Here is a 15154-nt window from a genome sequence, read left to right as displayed (position 1 = left end):
ATGCTGTGAGCATCCGGGCCTGAGCAACTATGGCCTGGCCAGCATGGGCAACCGCTCTCTGTTCATTGAGCATCGTTACGTGCCCCCGTCGTCCGCGATTACCTCTTGCAACTCCTCGTCGAGAATGTCGATGAAGTCGTCAGCTGAGTCACTATCAGTCTCTGATCCATCCGGTTGAGATTCCTCGTCGTCGGTGGGATCTGAGGTTTGGGACTCACTGGGATCCGGCTCGTCTATTTCCCCGATCCCGATGTCTTCTTCTTCTACACCGATTTCGAGGTCCACTCCTGAAGCCGCGGAGTCGATACGCAGACGTTGCCGTGGACGACCGACATCGACCCGAACTCGCTCCGTAACGATCACTCCCTGTTCTTCGAGTTCTTTCTTCCGCCGAGAGAACGTCGCCTTACTGGCGACGTTCATCTCTTCACCCCACGAAGAGATCTCGTAGTTCAGTGCTCCGGACAAGGCCGCCGCGATGAGGGCTACAGAGACCTCGTCTAGTGAGGTGAGGTCCGACGATTCGGCAGCGGATATCAGTCGCCGATACTCGTCTCTGGTCTCAGTCCCAACTCTCTCTTCCAGCTGCGCCAACAGTTCACTCCAAGACGGGACGTCGGTAGAGACCGGTTCTCCGTCAGCGTAGACTGACTTAAAGTCAGATCCGAGATGTCGACCAGCTTCCTCATCAGTGACCGGTACAAATCGAAGTGAATCAGCGAACCCGACGCCCATGACGATTTGTGAATCTGTCATGAGAAGCAGAGGGGTGGTAGGGCACTCGCCAACGCGTACCTGTAGGTTCAGGTCTGATCTGAGTGACGTAAACTTTGCATTGAGTGGGAAGGCCTGATCGAGTTCTTCCCAGATATCTTCTGAGAGGAGAATCACGGAGTTCTTGGTCGCATTCGCAGACAGCCACCGGTAGAAAGATGGCGTCCGCTCTGGGTCCGAAAACGCGAGCCGAAGCGGACCATCGGCATCGATCGGTGGGATATCAGTGGCAACGAATTGATCCTTTGAAGAGGGCATTCTCAGTACACCCACACTTGTGGGATATGTGTATTTGAATGTAGCTGCCTCAAATTGGTCACCGACCGGGCTCACTCGTGACCATAGTGTCTGGAGCATGTGTGTTAGTGGCTAATCGGTTCGGTGAGATCAGTATCGCTAACACAGACGGTTACGGAGAATGAGAAGGCCACAGAATCGATATACAACGTCAGGAAATTCTCAACGAATGACTTCGGATTCTGGGTTTCCGGTTTCGTTGCTCCTCGACGGCCCGCTGTTTCTGGACGAACTCGAGACCCAGCCACAGCACTTTCTGCAGGAACACGAGCTCGATTCACTCAGACTCGTACCCTCCAAGTCCGCCGCGAGGGGTGTCCATACGGTCTACTTCAAACCGGAACACTGCCAGTGGGCACTCGTCAGGCTGCTGAAGCGGTATCGGTGGCTCTTCGAGATTCTGCTCCAGCGCGGTCTCTCAGGGGAACACATGCTGCTGCGGCAGGGGTTCTCGACGGACGACCTGGACTTCCTCTTCGACGTCGTTCCGCAGCCCCCGGCCGAGTACAATCCCATCGTGTACGATATGCTCTGGCTCGTCGCGACCCACGACGAATATCTCGCTCTCACCGAAGCTATGGCCGATCGGGAACGGTTCGTTCCCGAACGGCTCCTCAGTGAAACAGCTGGGATTTCGGTCGACGACAGTGGCTATTTCAGCCGGTTTCTCCGGAGACATCTCATCAGCCAAACCGTGGATACGTCCAGACCGGCGAAAGAACGAGTGGGCGACACAGCAGGGGGAACTGCCGTCACTCCCGATGCGACGTACGAGGTGACGCCCGAGGGACGCGACGCGCTGGCAGGAATCCTCGCGGAGTACGACCGAATCTTCGAACAGGGGGAGTTCGAACCCTTACTCATCAACCCGGAGCTCGATCCCCACGAGCATCTCAGGGAGTACGACCCTGGACCGGATACGCCGGCCCCGGACGTGTCCTTCGACGAGATGCGGGAAGAGGAAGGGATCCTCGGCGAAATCGCCGATTCGTTCGCGCCGCTCGACGAGGAGCTCGGCTCGCCAACCGGATCGGCCGATGAGGGACTGGACGACGCAGGTCCTGATCCGGAATTATCGGGTAGTGATCGGGACACCACTGCTGCTGGCTCAGGTGACGCCCCGGGAACGACGGCCGAACCAAGTCCCGAGACCCCGAACGAGGAGTTTCGTGGACAGCAGGCGAATGGGGCGTCGGATTCGCCTTTGAAAGATAGCCAAGTTGAACCCGACGAGGCAGACGAACAGGCACTCGACGAATCGCTCCCGGAGGAGACGTTCGTGGGCGAGTACACCCGGGAGGAGGTACTGCGTGCGACCGTGGCCGCTGCCAGGGAAATCCACGCTGGCGGTCTCGTTCGAACCTCGGAGGTGAAATCGGCCGTCTGGGAGGCCGTCGAGACCGGGGACCGGGGCCGAACCGTACTCTGGGAGGCTGTTCGTGACGTCCTCATCACGATGGACGTGACACACGGGTGAGGTGGCGGCCACGTGTGGGCGTCGAACAGCACGACCGTCGTCGAGTGAGTAGCGACGTCGAATCCCGAGAGGACTACGAGTCCGACCCGTCGTTCGAGATCCAGTCACTGACTCGGGCTGCGGTCTCGTCGGCGACTTCTTCCCAGCCTGCCGGCCGGTCCGCGCCACGTTTCGGTGGATCGAGCTCGAACTCGACCGGCCGGTAGGTCAGCTGATCGATCGTCTCCGTCGCTATGCGACCGACGAACTCGGCATTCTTTCGTTTCGACGAGACGCCGCCACGTGCCAGCTGGTAGTACTCCGTGAAAATCTGGAACAGGACCACCGTCGTCCCCTCGACCGTCTCCTCGTCGAGGTGGCGGAAGAGCTTCGCTGCGTTGTCGGCCGGGTCTGCCCGGCGCCACTCCAGCTCGAGAAGATACAGGTGAGAATTCGTCGTTCCTGCAACGTCGACGGGTGTCCCCGCGATCCGGTACTCGGTTTCCCATTCGAGTTCGGGGTGGCGGCCCGCAAGCTGGTCACGGAGATGCACTTGTACAGACGTCGCGAACGAGCCCATGAGCAGTTCCTCTATAGCACTCACAGTATCGGCCTTAGCAATTGGGATATCTGACGTGTCAGAGAGCCCATCGTCAGCGACTATCTGCCCCGTTTGCCGCTCTGTTTCGTGATCCAGTGAGACTGGGATAGCTTTATGTCCCATCCAGATGATGCCCGAATATGCCCCGAGGAATACTGGAAGAATATTCAGAGGATGTGATCGCCGATTCGGGCGAACGTGAACTCGTCGTCGGCGGTGACCGCCCGATACGGATCAGCTCGGGCCATCGCATCCAGCACCACGAGGGCAAGTGTAGTCGGCCTCACGGACACAATTACGAGATCTCCGTTCGCGTCACTGGCGAGCTAACAACGGAAGGATGGGTCGTCGACAAAGGGGATATTACCGAGGTGCTCTCCGAGTGGGACCACCGTTTCCTCCTCGAGGCAGGTGATCCCTTGATCGAGGCGATGGAGGCGAGCGGCGACGGGAATGCAGTGGTCGTCCTCGATGCACCGCCGACGGCCGAAGTCATGGCAGTGACACTCGAACGGGAGCTGGAACGTCGTCTCCCTGAGACCGTCTCTGACGTCGGTGTGACGGTCAAGGAAACGAGCGAACTCTGCGCTGGACCCTAATATGCCGGTGAATGCAGACGCCTCCGATTCGATGAACGAGGGGGACCAGGATGGGCTACCGATCAACGAATTGTTCTACTCACTCCAGGGAGAGGGACGATTGGCTGGGGTGCCGTCCGTCTTCGTGCGGACCAGTGGCTGTAACCTGCGGTGCTGGTTCTGCGATTCGTACCACACCTCTTGGGAACCGACGCACGCCTGGATGGATATGGACTACGTCCTGGCGGAGATCCGTAGCCACTCCCAGGCGAACCACGTCGTGCTGACGGGTGGCGAGCCGATGATGCACGACCGCAGTGTGGCGCTTCTCGAACGGCTCGAGGAAGCGGGCTATCACACGACTGTCGAGACGAACGGGACGATCTACCGCGAGGCCCCGATCGACCTCGCGAGCATCAGCCCGAAGCTCGCGTCGAGTACGCCGACTCCCGAACGGGACCCGAAGGGGGCCGGTGCGTGGGAGGAACGACACGAGGAGCGACGGATCGACATCGAGGCCCTGTCCAGGATGGTCGAGGCGTACGACTTCCAGCTGAAGTTCGTCGTGACCGACAGCACTGACATGCCGGAAATCGACGACCTTGTCGAGCGTATCGACGACGCGACGAACACGAGCATCCGGGCCACCGACGTCTTGCTCATGCCGGAAGGAGCGAACCGCGACCGCCTCGAAGAGACGCGTGAGACCGTCGCCGAACTGGCGATGGAACGCGGCTACCAGTTTACGCCGCGGCTCCACGTCACGCTGTGGAACGACGCACCGGGGACCTGAGACGATGCGTGATCACCTGACGACAGACACCGACGAGACGCAACGGACAGATAATCACCCGGCAGAGACGGCAATCGACTGGGAACAGGCACAGGAGGGCGCTCGGCTCCTCCTCGACGCCGTCGGCGTTGACACGATGGACGAGACGCTGGTCGAAACCTGGTCCCGGCGCGTACCGGCGACGTTCGAAACCCTGACCGAGGGCGGCCGCGAGGCGGCGAAACCGTCGATGCGGACGTTCGGCGCGGCCAGTGACGACTTCGTCGTGAAGACCGGGATTCCACTCTACAGCCTCTGTGAACACCACCTCCTCCCGTATTACGGGGAGGCATACGTCGGTTACCGGCCCGGAGGCGGCGTGGTGGGTCTCTCAAAGCTCTCCCGATACGTCCGGTGGCAGTCACGGGAACTGACGATCCAGGAAGGACTCACCCGCGACATCGCGACCGGCCTCGCCGAGGAGATCAGCGCCGAAGGAGTCGTCGTCGAACTCCACGCCACGCATCTCTGTGAAGCGATGCGCGGCGTCGAGACGGCGACGGAGACGGTGACCCGGACCACGGTCGGTGACCTGACCGACGCCGAACAGCGACGATTCGACCAGCACGTCCGTACGACCGAGTGAATTCACCGATGACACAGAACTCCCGCGCTGTCGTCCTCGCGTCCGGCGGGATGGACAGCGCCACGGCAGCCTACGAGGCACAGGCACAGGGCTACGACGAGTTGTTCCTCCTCCACACGAGTTACGGACAACAGACGGAGGCCAGGGAACAGGACTGCGCGCAGGCGCTGGCAGACCACGTGGAAGCCGCGGACTTCCTGCACATCGAGACGAGCCACCTGAGTGAAATCGGCGCGTCCTCGCTGACGGACCAGGAGATGGAGGTCGCCGACGCGGACATGGAGAGCGACGAGATCCCGTCGTCGTACGTGCCGTTCCGGAACGCGAATCTCCTCTCGATGGCCGTCTCCTACGCCGAGGCCAACGACTGCAGTGCCGTGTTCATCGGCGCTCACTCGGAGGACTTCGCCGGGTACCCCGACTGTCGACCGGCGTTCTTCGGCGCCTTTCAGCAGGTCGTCGACGTCGGGTCGAAGCCAGACACGTCGATTACGCTCGAAGCACCGTTCGTCGAGTGGTCGAAGACGGACATCGCCGAGCGGGGACTCGAACTTGACGTCCCCTACGAGGATACCTGGAGTTGTTACCGTGCGGAAGCGCCCGCGTGTGGGACCTGTGATTCGTGTGCCTTCCGGCTCAGGGCGTTTCAGGAACTCGATGCACGCGACCCGATTGAGTACGCCGAGCGGCCGTCATATGTAGAATAGAGGGCGTTCCGGAGTTCATCTGGCTCACTCCCCAGGGGGGCTGAAATCTTCCCAAATAGCGCCCGGATTCGGTTTTACAATTATCTTCTATCGACGGTCTGTACGTTCAGAATGAACGGCAGTGGCTATCCCGAGACGACGACGAACGACCACCGAAAGAAGCTGTTTTTCTCCGGACAGATCACCAGCTGTACTGACGCAAATCTATTTGTGAGGGCATAGGTAAAAAGCGTGCATCACCCGTGTCAATCGCCCCCACAACTGAGCGATGCTTCGTCCCCTAACGTATGGCAAACAGCAACAATATCGACATTGATGCCATCGTAAGCGGCGAACAGGCGTTCAAAGCAGACCTGCTCGGTGACTACGACAAGTCCCAGTGGCCGGACCGCATCGATTACGTCGCCCGCAAACTCACCGAAGGGGACTACGTTATTGATCCCCGGTCACACCAGCCAACCTACCTGACAGACGGCGCCGATCTCGATAAAGCCGCAAGTAGCCACTATCTCCGCGGCATCGCCGCACTTACTGGAGATATCTCGCGCTCGGCGGCGCTCCCGGACACGTTCGATCTGGGCAATCTTCTCGTCGAATTCGCCGGATTGCAAGCGGGACTCGAGCAGGTCGATCGACGCGACGTCCCGCCCGGGGAGATTCTCTCGCGATTCATCACGCGCAACGTACAGCGGCAGACCCGGGGGCAATCTGCGCAACTGGCACGCCAGCTGCGTGCCGACGCTGAAACGCCGCGCGAACTCGTCGCGGAACTCACGTCGGTCCCCGAGGTAGCCTCGGTCGTCGAAGAGGCACTGCCTGATTCAGACGGCGCGGATACACTGACGACGCAGCTGGCGGAGCTGGACCTGTCGACCGAGCTCTGGGACCATCAGCTGGAGAGCCTCGCTCTCTGGTTGCACCACGACATGAACGCCTACGTGGACATGGCGACGGCGACGGGGAAGACGGTGCTCGGGCTCGCCGCCGTCGCACATGCCGTCGACTCGGGATCGCTTCACCCCGCAGACCAGCAACGTCTCTCGGACATTTTCGACGACGACCTCCCGGACCCACATCGAGACCGCCCGAACGACGTCCTCATCGTCACGACGGACGATTTGCTCGGCGTCCAGTGGGCGCGGATGTTCCAGGACCACTGCCACACGCCGGCGGCGTTCACGCAGGTACGGGAGTCCGGCATCCGGCTGCCGTGGGGCCACATCGATATCCGGTCGGCGCGGAGCATGGACGACGTCGATCCCAGCGACTACCGGCTGGCGATTTTCGACGAGGTACACAACTACTCGATGCGAGGTGGATGGGGGGACCATCTGGTTTCTTTCACCGAGTCCTCGTGTCCCGTCCTCGCGATGACCGGCAGCATCACCGAGCAACTCGAGTCACTTGTCCAGCGAGCTGACCGGTCGTTCCCTCTGGTCTATCGCTATACGCACCGGCTCGCACTCGCCGACGGCGTGATTCCGGACTTCGAGTGGACATTGTCGTTCGCCGAGGTGACCGATTCCGACTCACTTTCGCAGTTCCGGGAGACGGCCAGGCATTTCGACGATGTGGTCGAGTACGACGTTGGTACGTACCACCTCGAGAACGACGCCCTGGCAGAAGCAGTGCCGGAACTCCCGGACCCCACCATCGACGAGATGGCTGGCGATTACGTCTCGGGGCCGGCACTCGCTTCCGGGCTCCGGGAGCACGGCGACGACGACGTAGCGCCAACGGAGCAACTCGAGACGCTCGCAGGTGGCGTCGGTAACCGGACGATCCATCGCCTCAATCTCGACGCTGACATCGCGGGAGTCGTCGAACTGGCAGAACAGGCACTCTCGGATGGACGGCCGGTACTCGTGCTGACCCGGTCCTACCGCGAGGCGAAGGACATCTGGCAGGAACTGTATGACCGGCACGACGACCGCGTCGTCCGACGACTCGATGCGGACCAGGACGCGGCGAAACAGGATTCGATTATCAGGTCGTTCGACGAGGCCGAAACCGACGAGAAAGCGCTGATCGGTCCCGGGAAACGCATCGGACAGGGGAACGACATCAAGTCCGTCGAAGTCGGCATCAACATCGCTCGCCCGGGCAGTGGTGTGAACACGTCCCTCGTCCAGCGACTCGGTCGCCTGCTCCGTGACGCGGGCGGCAAGGAGACGGTCTCGTTCTATCACCTCGTCGGGGTACCGCCAGCCGACGCGACGATCGAACCCGACGGCGAGTCGTTCGTCCGGACAATCGCGGAGTTCTTCGGCCAGGTGCTCGAACCCGACACCGACGGCATCCTCAAACCGCCCGCAGTGTCGATCGAGGACGGCGTGGCGCCGGATATCGTCACGCTGGAACAGCTCGGTGCCCCGAGCGTCCGCAGTGACCCGCAGGCGACCGCCATCGAGACGGCGTACGCGACAGCAATCGACGACCATCCCGACGGCCCCACGGTCTCCACTGACTGGTTTGCCGCGGCATTCGGTGATCAGACTAGTCCGTCGGACGTGACGGACGCGGACAAGGGACGTGTCCGCCGTGAGCGAGACGACGACACCAGGTCCGGGCAGGACGAACCACCAGGAGACGACAGTTCGAGCGATGACGACACGGACGAACCATCGACGGTGGACGAGACAGGCGATGGTTCGGACGAATCGGTCGAGGGTGACGACGAAACGAAGCCAGCTGTCGAGGACAACCCGTCACCACTGGCCGAGCATTACGACGCGTTCCGGAGCTTGGGGATCATCCATCGAGCGATACGTGAATCGGCCAGGACTGACCTCCCTGACACTGATCCCCAGCAGCAGTGGATGGACGATGCCAGGTTGATCATCACCGAGCAGGGATGGGGCGATCAGGACAGTGGCTACGGAGGACAGCTGATGGAGAGGAGCCCGTTTTCGATCTCGGAGTACCGCGAGGAGTACGGTACGTCGGAGCGGATTACGGAGTTCGAGGTGGTCGCGACTCAGTCACTCTCGCCGGCGATAACGGCATTACTGGACGAATCACTCGCCGAACTCGAATCGTGGATCATCCCCATCGCCCCCGAGAGTGACGTCCCGCTCCCGGTACTCGTCGAGTCCGAAGCAGAGTTAACGCAGGCGCGGGCCCTGCTCGACGAATTCCCTGCAGAGCCTCCCGTCTTTATCCAGGACGGTCCGGACGATAAGACATCCAGTGGCAATGACGGGGATTCAGGTGGGGAAACGGCAGATGGAGGGACGTCTGGTGGAGCGGCGGTCAATCCCTCAGACCTTGCGTCGACACCAGTCGAGGACATGCGTGGTTTGCCGGATTCGGCCACGGAGGCGTTGCGTGTTGCAGGCTACGAGTACCTCGCCGATCTCCACCAAGCCACCGACGACGAACTCACGGCGATAGACGGAATTTCACCACAGCGTGTCATGATGATCCGAGCCGTGGTCGGACGACACCAGGAAGACCCGTGAGTACCGATAGTCAGATCCTTCACACAGGACCCGGGAGGCGAAGGACCTATCTGGGCCGATCGAGTACCGGTGTCTGATCTATGGCAGACTTCCGGGTGACGTCGGTCGGCGACGACGGCTATGGCCGGCTTGGAGAACTCGACGTTCCCAACGGACCGGTCGATACGCCGGCGCTCTTTCCCGTGGTCAATCTTATCGGCGGTTCGACGACGAACTCGGGTGGCATCTGGTCCCGGCTTCGCGAGAACCTCTTTTCGAACGATGAGCTGCAGGGGGTCATGTTCCAGGCGATGAGCTTCACGGACTTCGGCGTTACACCGGAGAACCTCAACGAACACTGGCGAACACAGTCGTTCCAAGAATGGTATCCGGACCTCGATGCACCGGTGTTCATCGACTCGGGCGGGTTCAAGCTGATGAATTCGAACACGTTCAGCGACGCGCCAACCGAAGGCGGCACCGAGAACGACTGGGGCCTCTACACCAACCCGGCAAGTATCCTGGGGCTCCAGCTCGATTTCGGGGCCGATATCATCGCGACACTCGACTATCCGATTCCACCAGACCTCAAGGAAGCGGAAAAGATGGAGCGGATGGAGCAGAGCATCGAGAGCGCCGTGGAGTGCCTGCGGATCATCGACGACCCGTCGCTGTTGACCGCGGGCAACAGCGACAACGAGCGGGCGAGAGAACACCTCGAACGGCGCAAAGCCGAGGGGAACGAGCCCGGTGTGTACGTCGCTCTCCACGGAACCGACTTCGAGACGGTCAGCTGGTACGTGGGGAACTTCATCGAGGCAGTGGACGAGGCAGGTCTCAACCGCGCCTTCGAGGGGTTCGCTCTCGGATCGCTCGTCCCCCTCCGAAGCAGTATGGACGTGCTGGTCAAGCTCATCCAGGGGGCGAAAGCAGCCATCCCCGAGGGGCGCGCAGACGAGATTGGACTGCACGTCTTCGGAATCGGCGGCAAGCAGGTATCACTGCTAGCGCTCCTCGGTGTCGACTCGTTCGACTGTTCGAGCCACGTCCAAGCTTCGAAGTACAGGAAGTATGTCATACCCGGCGAATGGGAAAACATCGCTCTGGAGGACCTCCCGGCGTACATCGACGAGGACGGAAACTTTCCCTGTGACATGCCCAACTGTACGCTCTGTGGGCCCGAGAGCGAGGTCGAGAGTTACGAGGAGATTATGGACATTTTGAACAGCGACATGGGCTACGACGAGCGCGAGGAGCGGAAAGCCAACGGCGAGTTCATCAAGAGCGACTACTACGCGCACCTGGCGAGGCACAACTTCGAGGTGTACAACCAGGAATTGATGCGCGTCAGGGAGCAGATCCGGCAGGGAACGCTCCTGGACTACGTCATCGAGGTGGCCAGGAAGGACGACGACATCAAAAAGGGGCTCAAGGAAGCACAGCTCCACGATAATCTCGGCTTGCAAGCGGACCTTGAGGAACGAGGCGCGTATGACCTCGTCGCGGGCATGGACCTCACAAGCGACCAGGCGAAGCTCTCGACGTTCGACGCAGGCGTCGACGAGACGACGGAAAGTCGGACAATCTCGCTCAAGCATAGTCCGCACGACTTCGACGTCCTGACTCGCAAGTACGAACCACCCTCGGAGAAAGACGTCCTCCTCGTCATCCCGTGTAGCCAGCAAAAGCCCTACGCCGAGTCGCGGACGCACTCCGTGCTCTCGAAGAAGCTAGGTGGCCACCGGGAGAACATCCACAAGGTCACCGTCTCGGGAATGTACGGCCCTGTCCCGGAGGATTTCGAGGAGGAACAACCAGTCCTCGAGTACGAGTACGTGCTCGCGAAAGAGGACGAGGCCCAGATGGAACTCGTTACGGACCGACTTGTCGAGTTTCTCGACCGCAACGGCGACCAGTTCGACGAGATTGTCGGGTACGTGACCAGCAAGACCTATCGCGAGGTCATCGAAACCGCGTTCGATACGTACGGCCGTGGGACTGTCTTCCCCCGTGACCCCGAGGCACTCCAGCTGACGGAGTTCTTCCGATCCCGGAATATGCGTGAACTTCGTGACTATCTTGATGGCGAGATTGTAACTGATACGTAGCTATGCGGCAGTGCCTGTTCGGCAATACTCACTATCGCCGGCCTTCTCAAGGGCTTAATGAGCGAGCATTAATGCGCCCACTTTATGGCAGGAATGGAACAACTCCACTAAAGTGATTGCAGTATATGGTACGAATATTGGCATTTTTCAATCGGGTTGCTGTCAAGATCGGCAAGGAGTTGTGCGGACTATCGAAAACAGATTGTATACCTATAACCTCTCCAATGTGTAGGTTCGGGAGCAGTAATTCTGTAGACTCAGGCACGACGCTACGCTTCTGATCACTACAATCTTTTCCAGGCCATTAGTATTAGCCATACTTCAATAGCTACACCAATTACAACTGACAATTGTGGCTCCTGGGTGTTGTGGAAAAGCATAAGGTCGGGCAAACAATATCGGTTGGTATGTCTCTGCTACTACTCCAGTCTTGTTCAAGTTCGAAAGAACAGGTTGAGGGGACACTTCCCGCTTTAGAGCTCTACACCGGGTATTTCTACAAGATTATAAAGAAAGCGATGAGGCATGATGAGCGACGTTCTGGTCTGGATTTGCGGATTCTCTCAGCCGAACACGGACTTTTGCACCCCGAGGAAGAGGTAGAATACTACGATAGAAGAATGGACAGGGAACGCGCTGAGAAACTTCGCGACGAAGTAGTGTCGGATCTTAGAGAATTGATCCGGAAGGAGCAGTATAGTCGAGTAATCATCAATATGGGAGAAGAGTACAAGAATGCTATCCAGAGCTTCGATCGGGACCTCGATGTTGTAGTCACTGTTATCGAAGGGGACGGCATTGGATACAAAGGACATATCCTGAAGCGGGTCATACGCGGAGATGATTCAGCGCTCGAGGTGGCAAACTAGATGTCGTTGAAATCCAGTGACACAGTGGCTGCTGAATTCGAAGTGAAAGCAACGACTGGCGACGCTCGATCGGGAACACTCCGGATTAAGGATACAGAACTCGAGACGCCCAACCTACTCCCAGTGCTGAATTTCTATGCGGGAGGTACTGCCGATAGCATGTATGGAGGAGGGATTCATCGGACTATGAAGGAGTTCATGGTCGGTCATGATGTCATTAACGGTGGTGATTACTCCGAGTTCTTCGATGGTGTGATGACTTCAGTTAGCTCCCTCACTGACTACAACATCACGCGAGAGCGATATGAGGATTACATCGCAGAGCCGATTAAAGAGCGAGAACTCTTCGAAGGCTTTGATGGAACCCTCTTCATTGACTCGGGTGGGTTCAAATTTCTAGGCGGGTACGAACTGGATGGCAGTGATTTCGAAGTGGATATTGATCAAGAAAAGATCTATGAGATACAGAATCGTCTAGGTGGAGATATATTGGTGAATCTTGATCAACCAATAACGCAAGACGATAGCTATGAAACTCGAGTAGAGAAGGCCCGTCAGACCGCAGAAAATGTCGTTCAGTTTCTCGACATCTCGGAAGGGACACACAGTGCCCGTTACCTCACACTTCAGGGCTATGATTACTCGATGTTGGATACATTTATAAGTGAAATCGATAAGATCGTCGGTTCTTCGCGCGTACACAAAAAATTTGATGGGATCGCGCTGGGTGGCCTTGTACCGCTAAAAGATAACAAAGGACGCCTCATTGATGCCGTCATAGATTGCCGCGCAGTCCTCAGGGACTGGGGGTTTGACGATCTTCCTCTTCATATCCTCGGAATTTCGTCGAGTGCTATTCCGCTCCTCTCAGCTGTCGGTGCTGACTCGTTCGATTCTTCTTCGTATCTCCATTCTGCCATCAATGGAAAGTACGATGTGTCCCTGGCTAGATCAAAGCCGCTCGATAACGTCGACTTTTCCGAGTGTAACTGTCCGGTGTGTTCGGACAGTGACCTCGTAGATAGAATGAAGGGCAACGCCGAATATCGGAAAGATATTTTGGGTCCGGTCGCAATGCATAATCTCATTACCCAGAAACAGGAAGTGGCAGAGATCAGGGACTGCATTCGATCGTCGGATCCTAATGCACTTGCGGAATATCTGGAAGAAACACTTGGCAGACACAAGGCATTACGGCGCTTCTCACATCGCGTCGTGAACGAATCACTTGGAGGATACTTCTAACATGAAAGAGACAAAGAAACCGAAAGTCAACGAGGTAAACGAATTTTTAGAAATTGCGAGTGATTTCGAGGATCCACTTGAGGTGATCCGGGAATCACTCTCAAATAGCTTTGATGCGGAAGCTAGCGAGGTGAACATTAGCATTAAGAGCCGGCCAAGGGGCTCAGAGATTATAATTGAAGATGACGGACGGGGGATGAATAAGTCCGAACTCGAGTCTTTCTTTGACCTTGGGAACTCCACGAAGACTGATCCAACAGACGACTCCATCGGATACAAAGGGCACGGGACTAAAATATTCTACAAGAGTGACCGGATAGTTGTCAATACTGGAAAAAACGGGACGGCGCTCAATGCGACGATGGAACGTCCATGGGAGAAACTCAATGATCGGGTTCTTCCTGAATACGAGGTAAGTGAATCCTCAGTTGCCTCTGATCGACATTGGACGAAGATCAAAATTATCGGATTCAAATCCGGTCAGGGATTTTCTCCTGAATCGCTCACATATAACAAGGTTGCGCACTATCTAAAGTGGAAAACCCTAGCTGGATCAACGAGGCATCACTTCTATCCGGACGATTTCCACGAGCTAGATATCACTGTTGAACTCGGCGAGGAGATCGATGACTCCCGCGACAAATTAACTACCAATAATAAACTAGAGTTCCCAGATGAGCATCTAGAACCAGGTGACGGTCAGTTCCCGGAAGAGCGGATGTGTAAGCACTACGGACCTCGTACGCTCGAAATCGAGGCAGATAATGGGGACACGACGGAGATAGAGGTCGTCGGGATGATCGGGGGGAAGGCTGCTCGTGATGAGCTTCCAACGTATGGTCGCCATTCAGCCCAGTTTGGTATCTGGCTTGCTAAGGATCATATCAAGGTAGAGCGACTCAATGAAGCGATATCTCACGACAACGAATTCATTCACTTTTTCTTTATCGCAAACTCCCAGGACATTGAGCTGTCAGCCAACAGGGAGAAGATTCGGAACAAATCAAGCCCCATATATCAAGCTATCTCCGACGAATTAAACCATTTCTTGTCGAAGGTGGGATCGGATCCATGGTTCAAGGAGTATCTAGATCATCGACGGGTTGCAGAACTCGATCGAAAAGCCGAGTCTCAGCAGCAGTCAATAGAAGAACGTGAAGAGATTGTCAGGGAACGTAACCAGTTCAAGGCCTCTAATCAAGCAGAGGTAATCCTCGGCCTCGAACGCTCAAACCGCGAAGGAGCGAAGCCGGTGATATCGGTCGAAGACTTGGATCTCGGCGCAGACGTGAACGCCCTTGTTGAACAGAATGGGCATATCTATGGAAGCTCAGTCCACCAGAGCTTGACTGACCACTTTGAGGAAGATAAACCGCTTGGTAGCATTAGTAAGATTATCTGCTGGAAGATTGGCGACCGGGACAAACTCCGTGAGATCGAACGAACTGGATACCACAATGGGCAGGTGAGTTTTGATCTCGACAACGGTCGGATCACGTATGAGAATGGCAAGAAGCACAATATTCACTTCATAAAGGTTCGTTCGCGGCTCGATTAATTTCGCGGGCTATAGCACGTTCGTCGGCTCGTACCACATCATATAAATCGTGGATGGTAGCGCTGGTCCGAATGACTGTGTTTTCGCGGGTATTCCTCTCGTA

12 protein-coding genes are annotated in these 15154 nt (G+C 57.6%); 10 read left to right on the top strand and 2 right to left on the bottom strand.

Annotation, left to right across the window (positions count from 1 at the left end; all coding sequences use genetic code 11):
* Window positions 1-75: 75 nt before the first annotated feature.
* Entirely contained in the window at window positions 76-1032 is a 957-nt protein-coding gene (locus tag ACMGFE_RS15120; protein ID WP_436926043.1) for a hypothetical protein, read from the bottom strand.
* 208 nt (window positions 1033-1240) lie between these two features.
* Between ACMGFE_RS15120 and ACMGFE_RS15115 the strand changes: the two genes are divergently transcribed.
* Entirely contained in the window at window positions 1241-2548 is a 1308-nt protein-coding gene (locus tag ACMGFE_RS15115) for an ICP22 family protein (protein ID WP_436926042.1), read from the top strand.
* Window positions 2549-2621: 73 nt separating this feature from the next.
* On the opposite strand, the gene ACMGFE_RS15110 is transcribed toward ACMGFE_RS15115, so the two are convergent.
* On the bottom strand, window positions 2622-3251 hold the full coding sequence (locus tag ACMGFE_RS15110; protein ID WP_436926041.1) for a hypothetical protein: 630 nt from the start codon (window positions 3249-3251) through the stop codon (window positions 2622-2624).
* A 17-nt stretch (window positions 3252-3268) separates the two neighbouring features.
* Here ACMGFE_RS15110 and ACMGFE_RS15105 point away from each other — a divergent pair, with 17 nt between their 5' ends.
* The 9 genes from ACMGFE_RS15105 (at window position 3269) to ACMGFE_RS15065 (ending at window position 15051) form a co-directional block, all read left to right on the top strand.
* Window positions 3269-3727, top strand: coding sequence for a 6-pyruvoyl trahydropterin synthase family protein (locus tag ACMGFE_RS15105; RefSeq protein ID WP_436926040.1), 459 nt, complete (start codon window positions 3269-3271; stop codon window positions 3725-3727).
* A 1-nt stretch (window position 3728) separates the two neighbouring features.
* Window positions 3729-4499, top strand: coding sequence for a 7-carboxy-7-deazaguanine synthase QueE (locus ACMGFE_RS15100; protein WP_436926039.1), 771 nt, complete (start codon window positions 3729-3731; stop codon window positions 4497-4499).
* A 4-nt stretch (window positions 4500-4503) separates the two neighbouring features.
* On the top strand, window positions 4504-5124 hold the full coding sequence (gene folE, locus ACMGFE_RS15095) for a GTP cyclohydrolase I (protein WP_436926038.1): 621 nt from the start codon (window positions 4504-4506) through the stop codon (window positions 5122-5124).
* An 8-nt stretch (window positions 5125-5132) separates the two neighbouring features.
* Window positions 5133-5831, top strand: a complete 699-nt coding sequence (gene queC, locus ACMGFE_RS15090) for a 7-cyano-7-deazaguanine synthase QueC (protein ID WP_436926037.1) — start codon at window positions 5133-5135, stop codon at window positions 5829-5831.
* A 287-nt stretch (window positions 5832-6118) separates the two neighbouring features.
* Window positions 6119-9292, top strand: coding sequence for a DEAD/DEAH box helicase (locus ACMGFE_RS15085; RefSeq protein ID WP_436926036.1), 3174 nt, complete (start codon window positions 6119-6121; stop codon window positions 9290-9292).
* Between the two features lie 80 nt (window positions 9293-9372).
* Window positions 9373-11379 carry a DUF5591 domain-containing protein gene (locus ACMGFE_RS15080; protein ID WP_436926035.1) on the top strand — a complete coding sequence of 669 codons (2007 nt, stop codon included), beginning with the start codon at window positions 9373-9375 and terminating at the stop codon, window positions 11377-11379.
* 407 nt (window positions 11380-11786) lie between these two features.
* Window positions 11787-12248 (top strand): DUF6884 domain-containing protein, encoded by a 462-nt coding sequence (locus ACMGFE_RS15075; RefSeq protein ID WP_436926034.1) that lies wholly within the window; start codon window positions 11787-11789, stop codon window positions 12246-12248.
* Window positions 12249-12434: 186 nt separating this feature from the next.
* Complete coding sequence (locus ACMGFE_RS15070; RefSeq protein WP_436926033.1) at window positions 12435-13493, top strand: tRNA-guanine transglycosylase; 1059 nt, start codon at window positions 12435-12437, stop codon at window positions 13491-13493.
* Between the two features lies 1 nt (window position 13494).
* Window positions 13495-15051, top strand: coding sequence for an ATP-binding protein (locus tag ACMGFE_RS15065; RefSeq protein ID WP_436926032.1), 1557 nt, complete (start codon window positions 13495-13497; stop codon window positions 15049-15051).
* Window positions 15052-15154 lie beyond the last annotated feature (103 nt).

The sequence above is a fragment of the Halosimplex amylolyticum genome (assembly GCF_051414035.1).
Lineage (GTDB): Archaea > Halobacteriota > Halobacteria > Halobacteriales > Haloarculaceae > Halosimplex > Halosimplex amylolyticum.
The sequence above is the reverse complement of the archived record's forward strand: the minus strand, read 5'-3'. Positions and strand labels throughout refer to the sequence as shown.

Excerpts from the sequence above, each read along its gene's own strand:
- ACMGFE_RS15110 (WP_436926041.1), bottom strand. The coding sequence starts at position 3,251 with ATGGGACATAAAGCTATCCCAGTCTCACTGGATCACGAAACAGAGCGG.
- ACMGFE_RS15075 (WP_436926034.1), top strand. The coding sequence starts at position 11,787 with ATGTCTCTGCTACTACTCCAGTCTTGTTCAAGTTCGAAAGAACAGGTT.
- ACMGFE_RS15065 (WP_436926032.1), top strand. The coding sequence starts at position 13,495 with ATGAAAGAGACAAAGAAACCGAAAGTCAACGAGGTAAACGAATTTTTA.
- ACMGFE_RS15085 (WP_436926036.1), top strand. The coding sequence starts at position 6,119 with ATGGCAAACAGCAACAATATCGACATTGATGCCATCGTAAGCGGCGAA.
- ACMGFE_RS15120 (WP_436926043.1), bottom strand. The coding sequence starts at position 1,032 with ATGCCCTCTTCAAAGGATCAATTCGTTGCCACTGATATCCCACCGATC.
- ACMGFE_RS15080 (WP_436926035.1), top strand. The coding sequence starts at position 9,373 with ATGGCAGACTTCCGGGTGACGTCGGTCGGCGACGACGGCTATGGCCGG.
- folE (WP_436926038.1), top strand. The coding sequence starts at position 4,504 with ATGCGTGATCACCTGACGACAGACACCGACGAGACGCAACGGACAGAT.
- ACMGFE_RS15115 (WP_436926042.1), top strand. The coding sequence starts at position 1,241 with ATGACTTCGGATTCTGGGTTTCCGGTTTCGTTGCTCCTCGACGGCCCG.
- ACMGFE_RS15070 (WP_436926033.1), top strand. The coding sequence starts at position 12,435 with ATGAAGGAGTTCATGGTCGGTCATGATGTCATTAACGGTGGTGATTAC.
- ACMGFE_RS15100 (WP_436926039.1), top strand. The coding sequence starts at position 3,729 with ATGCCGGTGAATGCAGACGCCTCCGATTCGATGAACGAGGGGGACCAG.
- queC (WP_436926037.1), top strand. The coding sequence starts at position 5,133 with ATGACACAGAACTCCCGCGCTGTCGTCCTCGCGTCCGGCGGGATGGAC.
- ACMGFE_RS15105 (WP_436926040.1), top strand. The coding sequence starts at position 3,269 with ATGCCCCGAGGAATACTGGAAGAATATTCAGAGGATGTGATCGCCGAT.